At 61.0% G+C, this 8,175-nt stretch carries 9 protein-coding genes and 1 pseudogene; 6 read left to right on the top strand and 4 right to left on the bottom strand.

Annotation, left to right across the window (positions count from 1 at the left end; all coding sequences use genetic code 11):
- The first annotated feature begins 709 nt into the window (after positions 1 to 709).
- Positions 710 to 913 (top strand): hypothetical protein, encoded by a 204-nt coding sequence (locus tag P9A17_RS33160; RefSeq protein ID WP_278043058.1) that lies wholly within the window; start codon positions 710 to 712, stop codon positions 911 to 913.
- On the opposite strand, the gene P9A17_RS33155 is transcribed toward P9A17_RS33160, so the two are convergent.
- Positions 914 to 1,168: a hypothetical protein gene (locus P9A17_RS33155; protein ID WP_278043057.1), complete on the bottom strand. Its 255-nt coding sequence runs from the start codon at positions 1,166 to 1,168 to the stop codon at positions 914 to 916.
- Positions 1,169 to 2,338: 1,170 nt separating this feature from the next.
- Positions 2,339 to 2,560: a hypothetical protein gene (locus P9A17_RS33150; RefSeq protein ID WP_278043056.1), complete on the bottom strand. Its 222-nt coding sequence runs from the start codon at positions 2,558 to 2,560 to the stop codon at positions 2,339 to 2,341.
- Between the two features lie 470 nt (positions 2,561 to 3,030).
- Here P9A17_RS33150 and P9A17_RS33145 point away from each other — a divergent pair, with 470 nt between their 5' ends.
- Entirely contained in the window at positions 3,031 to 3,672 is a 642-nt protein-coding gene (locus P9A17_RS33145) for a hypothetical protein (RefSeq protein WP_278043055.1), read from the top strand.
- Here P9A17_RS33145 and P9A17_RS33140 read toward each other — a convergent pair.
- Positions 3,669 to 4,568 carry a tyrosine-type recombinase/integrase gene (locus P9A17_RS33140; RefSeq protein ID WP_278043054.1) on the bottom strand — a complete coding sequence of 300 codons (900 nt, stop codon included), beginning with the start codon at positions 4,566 to 4,568 and terminating at the stop codon, positions 3,669 to 3,671. The two genes, P9A17_RS33145 and P9A17_RS33140, sit on opposite strands and share 4 nt — an antisense overlap.
- A gap of 141 nt (positions 4,569 to 4,709) precedes the next feature.
- Between P9A17_RS33140 and efp the strand changes: the two genes are divergently transcribed.
- The 4 genes from efp to P9A17_RS33120 all read left to right on the top strand — a co-directional run bounded on the left by efp (position 4,710) and on the right by P9A17_RS33120 (position 6,975).
- Entirely contained in the window at positions 4,710 to 5,273 is a 564-nt protein-coding gene (gene efp, locus P9A17_RS33135) for an elongation factor P (protein ID WP_278043053.1), read from the top strand.
- Positions 5,266 to 5,757, top strand: a complete 492-nt coding sequence (gene nusB, locus P9A17_RS33130; protein WP_278043052.1) for a transcription antitermination factor NusB — start codon at positions 5,266 to 5,268, stop codon at positions 5,755 to 5,757. Before efp ends, nusB begins: the two co-directional genes overlap by 8 nt.
- 89 nt (positions 5,758 to 5,846) lie before the next feature.
- Entirely contained in the window at positions 5,847 to 6,092 is a 246-nt protein-coding gene (locus P9A17_RS33125) for a hypothetical protein (protein WP_278043051.1), read from the top strand.
- Positions 6,093 to 6,144: 52 nt separating this feature from the next.
- Entirely contained in the window at positions 6,145 to 6,975 is an 831-nt protein-coding gene (locus P9A17_RS33120; protein WP_278043050.1) for an aldolase/citrate lyase family protein, read from the top strand.
- A gap of 15 nt (positions 6,976 to 6,990) precedes the next feature.
- On the opposite strand, the pseudogene P9A17_RS33115 reads toward P9A17_RS33120, so the two are convergent.
- Positions 6,991 to 8,058, bottom strand: a pseudogene (locus P9A17_RS33115) (DUF222 domain-containing protein); the annotation flags it as partial.
- Positions 8,059 to 8,175: the final 117 nt, after the last annotated feature.

Genomic DNA, 8,175 nt, shown 5'->3' with positions numbered 1-8,175 from the left:
CTACACGGTCTATCGGTTTGTCCCTCCACACCGTGGAATGCTCGCCCGCCTCCTACGCGCCTAACCAGCCATCGAAAAAAGTAATCGTCTCTGCGCTGTCGCAAGGGTTGTCCGCTGCGTCGAACGTTTACCCCTACCCCCTGGGCCTGGGTTTGCGCTGATCAGAGCATGTTTCTGCGGGGCTATCGCCATCTGTTGCTGAGGCTTGGGGTCACGGATCGCCGGCTCGGGACCTGCGGTGATGCGCTGCTGCTGCGCGGATGGGTGAAGGTGCAGGTTCAGGCGGTTAGCTGTCTTCGTTTCCGCGCTGCTATGGCTGCGTAGACCTGGTCACGTTCGGCGTCGGTCGCTCGGTTACCGCGAGCACGGTTGCAGGTGCGGCACAGGACGCGGCAGTTGAGTGGTTCAAGTGCTAGCTCTGGGGCTTCGGACACCGGGATGAGGTGGTCAAGTTCAAGGGGTTCGGTTGCGCCGCAGACTTCGCAGAACGGTGACAGTGCCCGCAGGCGCTTTGATAGTGCGTCTAGTGCTCCGGGTCGGTTGCGTTCTCGCCGTGAGGGTGTCGGCGGGTAGGTGCGTTTGATTCTATGGTCAGGACATCGGCTGCCGGGTGTCAGTTCGCCGCATACGAGACACGGCTTCGGAATTCCGACTGTCATGGTGCCTCACCTCCAAGGACTTGTCTGATGAGCGTGCAACACTCAGTGGTATGGCATTTACGATCCAGCTTGAAAGCGGAAATCTCCAGAAGTTCGGCGACGATGAGGGCTTTGAGATACGAAACAGCGGGGTGCTCATGGTTGCGGCAAAGGATGAAACGATCTATTTCACGCCTGGCAGGTGGTCGCGTGTCAATGCTGATGTTGACCATTACCCGAACTTGCTAGCGAAAGGTCAAATTGAACAGCGGTAACTAGCGAGGCTCATACATGCCGATGTCGTGAAAGACGGTGTCCGCCTCGATAGTTGCCAGCTGCAAGTCCTGCGCGGTGGTACGCACACCCTCAGTCACGGTGTCGTCAGCAAGTGCCACGTTAAGTATCTCGCCGGATGGGTTCAGGAAACGCAGTACGCGGAAGTCACCATCAGTGGACCGAATCAGATGACCGCCGACGCCAACGGCTAGCCATCCAGGGGCTTGGACGAAACCGGGGATTCCTTCAGTCATGTTGCTACTCCTAGAAGTTTCTTATTCAAGCGGTCACGGATTATGTGCGCAAGGTCAGTCGTCAAGCTCACTACCCGCACGGGTTCCGTTGCACCGCAATCAATTACGATGTCGTACAGCGGGCCTGAGCCGAGCACTGAGACGGTATGGGGCGAATACGTTTCCATCTGCCGTTCCACTTTCGGGCGACGACGTTCAGCACCCCAAGAACCACGGGTCATACCGGCACCACCGACCTAGTCGCAGCATGCGCGGTGTACAGATCCGACCAATTCGCCGTCACGGCGAAACAAATGCGGTGTGTCAGATCCGGTGCGCAGATCCGGTGGTGGATGTGCCAGTGCCGCCCCGTGTGGGACTTATGGACGTATCCGCCTCCGGGGCCTACGGGAAGCCCGCAGCGCTCGCATAGGTAAGTCATGTCTGCTCCGTGATTCTTTGTGGTTTTTCTCCTACCGGGCTTTTGGAAGCCGTGCGGCACAGTGCGTTAAGTGCGTGGTCACCTCTCGATAGAGAGGCTTAGGAAAGTGTTAAGGGGTTCTGGACTCTCGCGGCGAAATGGAGCCATTCTCTTGTCCCCAGCCACCGCGAAGCGGCTACGTTTCCCAACCACTTGCAACCGCAGCCAGCCGAACGGCTCACCCAAACGCAACCACCGGAAAGCCAATTCTTGTTCTTTTGAAAAGAACTCCCGTTGCTTTCACCGGGTACGGCTCGTTCTGTCCGTGGACAGCTTTTCGGGATAAGTGCTCAACCACCTATCGTTGGGGCTGCCATTTCGCATTAACCCTTTGCCTTGCCCCCACGTGGGCCGGGACGGGCACTTGATCATGAACTCTTGCGGCTGCTCAGGTTCCGGCTTGGGCAGTCCTCATGTATCAATCTGAATTTGCTGGACGACACCTCTTCCAGCGTCAACCTGGGAGACATCATCCGTTTACGTCGGGGAACTCCGTGGTCGACAGTGCACCCCATCTGCGCCACGATTGGTTACGGGCTGCGGGGAGTTCACACCGTGGTTAGCGGGAGTCGCTGACTGATACCTCAGCGAAGGTGAATGAGGGGGGTTTAACCGTCTGTCATCAACGATGATGGCAATTCGCCCTCTTCCTCTACCTATATAGTCCCACGGCTATTCATATATCTCGTGACATGTCAATGTGAAATGCGTCACAATTTGGAATTGTTTCCAATCATCGGTACATCCTTGTCAGCGAAAAAGTTTCGCAGCAAAACCTCGCCCGTCTCCTCATCGAAGACGAACAGAATGTCGCCCTCCCACCGCGCAGTAACCAAATGTCCTGTCATCTCTGCGCAAATGCTGACAATCCGTTCCTGTGCCGCTATCTTGTTCGCTTCCAGTTCCTCTGGTGACACGATTGTTGCTTTCACTGAACTTTCCGATCTCTATCTAGTTTTCTTTGGCTTACGCCGCATGAGCCTAGGGCCGCCCACCGACACTTCCGAACGGCAAATTTCTGGATCTGTTCACCCGCTCTGGTCGATGCCGATTGCAGCTCTGACCAGCGGTTCTAGCTGACCAGTAGCCTTATGTCACGTGACCACCATGACCGGAAGCGAGCGCACCCTACGCGCACAAATCGCCGCCAACGAATCATGGGCACAATGCGAAAACCGCACTGCGAGAACACTTCCCGCACGCCTAGCCATGATGGAAAAGTTTGAAAAGCAAGTAGACCCCGATGGGCTACTCCTACCCGCAGAACGTGCCAAGAGGGCTGAGAACGCCCGCAAAGCCCACTATCAGCGGATGGCGTTCAAGTCAGCACAGTCACGGCGGCGGCCCCGCTAGCAGTCAAATTGCCTGGACGGCGTTTCTCGCTCGTGTTTAGCTTCGTGGCATGTCGGAAGTAAACGAGCAGTGGGCGACGGCGACGGGGGAGCCGTGCAGCGAAGTAGAGCATTGGACCTCAGTGTGGGCGGATCTAATGCTCGCGGACATGATGCTCTACGAGCGGCGTCAGCTTCCCGACAAGTTCGCTTCCGTATACCAGCGCCGGGGACTGTGGGAGGCGGCGGTAATTGCCTACAGTCGTGCCGATCAAAGCCAGTTTGAACGCCCGGTTCCGTTCAAGCAGTTCGTGAAAGATGTTGCGGGAGAATCAGGTAAGGCGACTCACGACCGGATCATGGACTGGCGTCACGGGCACGTAGCTCATCGCAATAGAGCTGAGTTCGAGACGGTAGAAACACTGATCAAGTATGAGCACGGAGTTCCTGTCGGTCTGCACGTTGCCGTCGCAAGCGACATTGGACCGGCCAACAGCAATCCGTTTCTCGCGGAGGTTGAGGAGCACATCAAGCTCATCCGTGACGCCGTGTACGAACAGAAGCTGTCGCCACTCGCGATTGACCTCGTGCCGGTTGTGTTCACAGATGAGGTCAACCTCACCAACCCCGGACCGCTCGTCGAACGGTCAACCAAAGAACGCCTACTGCTGACCTACGATCTTGCGAACATCCACGTAAGTCGGTCCTCCTAGATCTCGCCCAACCCCAGGCCGCGTGACTCAGCCGCCGCCCGCTCCGACGCACTCGCACCCGTATAGCGATCAATCATGCTGCGCGTAGACCACCCGGCGACAGCCATCAAACCCTGCTCTGAACCACCGGCCCTCAACCAGCGCGTGGCATACGTATGACGCAGCAAGTGCAAATGAAAGCCCTCAATACCGGCGCTCGCCGCACGTCTCCGCAGCGTGTCATTCAGACCGAAATAGGCGAACGACTTGCCGCCCACTCCGACCCACAACGCGTCCGCATCGGCAAGCTTGTGACTGCGACGCATCCTTAAATAGCGATCCAACGCCGCAGCGGTCTGCGGACCAAACGGAGCAATACGACCCTTCGCACCCTTACCGCGCTGGATAGTGACCAGACCGCGTGGCAAGTCCAAATCTGATACGCCGAGGCTGACTAGCTCGTTAGACCGGATGCCCGTCTCCGCCATCAGACGCACAATCGCCTCATCCCTGCGGTCCCGCAGACCCTTCCCTCTACAAGCCGCGATCAGATTCCGAAGCTGTTCATCAGAGAGCGATTCGACCACCTTGCTAGGAATCTTGGGTTGCTTGATGCCCGTAAGCGGGTCTTCGCTCAGTTCGTCCTCTTCGACAAGCCATCGTGCGAACGCTCGCAGTGCAGCCAACCGCAGACGTACCGTGTTCGCCTCCTTGCCGTCTTCGATCAGCTCGGCAATGTAAGTCTGCACAAGTGGGCGGGTAAGCTCTGCCCGGTGTTCGGACCTTTCGCACCACTCGATGAACATGCGTACGCCCCGCATGTAGCTGGTAATCGTGGTGGGCGATTTGTTGACAGCCTTCATGGACAGTTCCCACGAGTCCAGCAGGGGACGCAGTTCTGGCAAAGGTTCGGGCATGCCCATTATCTTGGCATGGAACGTTGTGCTAATGCCGTTATCTTGGGTATCAGTTTAAAAGTGCAGGTCAGATCAGTCTGACTACTCACCCGGTTCTCCAAAGAACTGGTGATCATATAGAAGCTAGGAGTACAACCCACCGTGGCATCGACCGCCGACTTCAAGAACGGGCTCGTCCTTCAGATCGACGGCCAGCTGTGGCAGATCATCGAGTTCCAGCACGTCAAGCCTGGCAAGGGCCCGGCCTTCGTGCGGACCAAGCTGAAGAACGTCGTATCCGGCAAGGTCGTCGACAAGACCTACAACGCGGGCGTGAAGGTGGAAACCGCGACGGTGGACCGCCGCGATGCCACCTATCTGTACCGCGACGGCTCGGATTTCGTGTTCATGGATTCCCAGGATTACGAGCAACACCCCTTGTCCGAGGCGTTGGTCGGGCGGCTCTCCGACTTCCTGCTGGAGAGCATGCCGGTGCAGATCGCGTTCCACGACGGAGCGGCGCTGTACCTGGAACTTCCTGTCACCGTCGAACTGCTGGTCGCCTCGACCGAGCCTGGCCTGCAGGGTGATCGTTCCAGCGCGGGCACCAAGCCCGCGACGATGGAGACCGGCGCCGAGATCCAGGTGCCGCTGTTCATCAACACCGGCGACAAGCTCAAGGTCGATTCGCGAGACGGCAGCTACCTGGGAAGGGTTAATGGCTGACCGGAAGGGTGATCGAGGGCGGCATCAGGCGCGCAAACGCGCCGTCGACCTCCTCTTCGAAGCTGAAGCGCGCGGTATCACCGCCGCGGAGGTTGCGGAAGCGCGAAATGCGCTGGCGGAGAAGCAGACCGACGATATCGCGCCCTTGAATCCGTACACGGTGACTGTCGCGCGCGGGGTGACCGATCACGCGGCGCACGTCGACGATCTGATCTCGGCGCACCTGCAGGGGTGGACGCTGGACCGGCTGCCCGCCGTCGACCGCGCGATCCTGCGTGTGGCGGTGTGGGAGCTTCTGCACGCCGACGATGTGCCGGAGCCTGTTGCCGTCGACGAGGCCGTCGAGCTCGCCAAGCAGCTGTCGACCGACGATTCACCGGGATTCGTCAATGGTGTGCTGGGCCAGGTGATGTTGGTGACGCCGCAGATCCGTGCTGCGGCGGCTGCCGTCCAGGGCGGCCGCGACGGCGGTAGCGTCTCGTAGATGGGTGCGCCGCAGGACTGGGCCCAGCTGCGCGATGATCGACCCGTCATCATCTGCTCGAGAATCATCGCGTCGGCGGGGATGAAGCGGTGTGGGACGTCCTCGATCTCGGCGCGGAAGTTGGCGGTCAGCTCCTCGTAGAACTCCCGAGCGCCGCTCTTGCCGAACCGCGGACTGCCGGGATAGCTGACGACATCGTGCTCGACGTCGCCTCGGCCCTCGGCGGCGAGATGCCGCGCGACGAGCACCTCCATGTCCGCCTGCTCCATGCTCTTCAGCCTTCGGGTTCCTCGGCAGATGCCGTATGTATACGCCCTGCGCAGCGCATCGCGTGAACAAAATGTGCGCAATCTGGCGGTTCATCGGTTACCTCGGAACCATGAAGGCGTGACGGTCTCACCACACGCGAATTCCACGTGCCGACCCCACTGGTCGGTGGCTCGGACCTGGCTGCTGCAGCCAGGCCTACCAGGGTTCACGGTCACGGACGAACCCCACGTCGACGTCGTGGTGCTCGACATCGAAGACGGGCTGCCCGCCGCGGCGAAAGCGGAGGGGCGCCGGGCGGTTGCCGACTGGTTGCACGACGGCGGCAACGCCTGGGTGCGGATCAACAGCGCTGCCACGTCCGAGTGGGACGCCGATCTGCGGGCACTGTCCTCGGCCGCCGGCTTGGCCGGTGTGATGCTCGCCAAGACAGAATCCGCGGATGACGTGGTCGCTACCGCGGCACGCCTTCCTGCGGGAACCCCCATCGTCGCGCTGGTCGAGTCCGCTCTCGGGATCGAGTCAGCCCTGGAGATCGCCCGGTGCTGCTCGCGAATTGCGTTCGGAGTAGGCGATTTCCGCCGTGACACCGGGATGAGTGCCGACCCCATGGTGTTGGCCTACCCGCGGGCGCGACTGGTGATCGCCAGCCGAGCCGCCGGCCTGCCCGCACCGATCGACGGCCCTACGCTGCGCGACCAGTCGCGTCATCTCGCGCGGGAAACCGACGTGGCCAAGGCCGCGGGCATGACCGGGCGGCTGTGTCTCGATGTCACCCACGCTGAGACGATCAACACGCTGCTGAGCCCCTCTGTCATGGAGATCGACGAAGCCCGCCGCACCCTGGCACGCCTGGATGATCCGGCCGGTGTCTACGACGGCAGCGCGGGTCCGACGCGGTCGCGGGCCGAAGCGGTACTTGCTCTCGCTGCCAAACTTGGTGTGCTGTAACGCTTCTGGCGCTACTCAGGCAGCTTCAAAGGTCGCCAGGTCGATGCTGAACTGGGCTTCGACGATGCTGCGGCGCACGATTCGGGTTCCGGGTGGTGGTGGGGCGAGGGAGTAGTACCTCGCTCCGGTTGGTGTGCAGTATTCGGCGGTATGTACGCCGTCGCGCATACTCGTGCGCACCTGCCAGCCGGGTGCTTCCTTGGCGTAGTTGCACGCCTCGCAGGCCCCTAACCCGTTGATCGCACTGGTCTTTCCGCCCTCGCGGTCAGGGGTGGCGTGGTCGTGGTGGCGGATCGGGGCGTTGCAGTAGGGGGTGCGGCAGGTCTGGTCGCGCAGTCCGATGAAAGCCGTCAGTCCTGTCGGGAAGGTCCGCGACCGCGATTCCATGGCCACCAACTGCCCTGATGTCGGGTGGCGGTAGAGCCGGCGCAGCGTGGCTTTGGCGTCCTTGTCGGCGACCGCATCGCCGACGATGTGGCGCACAACGTCGGCGGGAACGGGTCCGTAGCCGGCCAGGTACCCGGGGCAGTCGTCGCCGCCGAAGAGGGTGGTGTCGGCCATCACCAGGTTCAGGCTCACATTCGCCGGTGCGGTCGCGCTGCGGCCCGTCACCCGCTCGTAGGCGGTGTCGCACATGAACTGGCCTTGCGAGCGACCGTCGCCGTTCATGTCGGCTCGGCGTTTGAGTGCGGCGTACATGCCGATGCCCTGAGCCAGCGGCATCAGGAACGTCACGTAGACCATCCCGTTGGGCGCAGGCCTGGTGGTGACGCAGCGGTCTTTGACGGCTTTGGTGTTGCGTTCCACCACCGCCGCGGCGTCCAGGCGTGCGGTGATCTTGGCGGCTTCGGCGGCGACCCGTCGGTCACCCCACCCCACCAACCTTGACATGTCGGAGCAGAGTTCGGTGTCCAAGGCGTTACGGTCTTGCAGTGACAGACACGCTGATTCGCGGACGATCAGCGTGGCCCGATACTCCGAGAGCACCCCGGCCTCCAACGCCGCCAGCGTGTGCGGCATCTCATGGACCAGCGCGTTGGCGAACCCGAGATGCTGGTTGCCTTTGACCGGCGCGTCATGGCGGAGCTTGTCAAGATTTCTGTGTATGTGGCGGGTTTACAGGTAGGGGTTGATGCGGTCGGGGTAGTTGAGGGCGAGGGCTCCGAGTGCTTGTTTCCAGCCGTTGGTGCGGGCTCCTTC

Origin of the sequence: Mycobacterium sp. 236(2023) (assembly GCF_029623955.1) — a bacterium.
Lineage (GTDB): Bacteria > Actinomycetota > Actinomycetes > Mycobacteriales > Mycobacteriaceae > Mycobacterium.
This window is presented reverse-complemented; position numbering and strand designations above follow the sequence as displayed.

What these genes read in the sequence shown, in the direction of transcription:
- P9A17_RS33155 (WP_278043057.1), bottom strand. Translation starts at nt 1,168, where the DNA reads ATGACTGAAGGAATCCCCGGTTTCGTCCAAGCCCCTGGATGGCTAGCC.
- nusB (WP_278043052.1), top strand. Translation starts at nt 5,266, where the DNA reads ATGGCTGACCGGAAGGGTGATCGAGGGCGGCATCAGGCGCGCAAACGC.
- P9A17_RS33145 (WP_278043055.1), top strand. Translation starts at nt 3,031, where the DNA reads ATGTCGGAAGTAAACGAGCAGTGGGCGACGGCGACGGGGGAGCCGTGC.
- P9A17_RS33160 (WP_278043058.1), top strand. Translation starts at nt 710, where the DNA reads ATGGCATTTACGATCCAGCTTGAAAGCGGAAATCTCCAGAAGTTCGGC.
- P9A17_RS33140 (WP_278043054.1), bottom strand. Translation starts at nt 4,568, where the DNA reads ATGCCCGAACCTTTGCCAGAACTGCGTCCCCTGCTGGACTCGTGGGAA.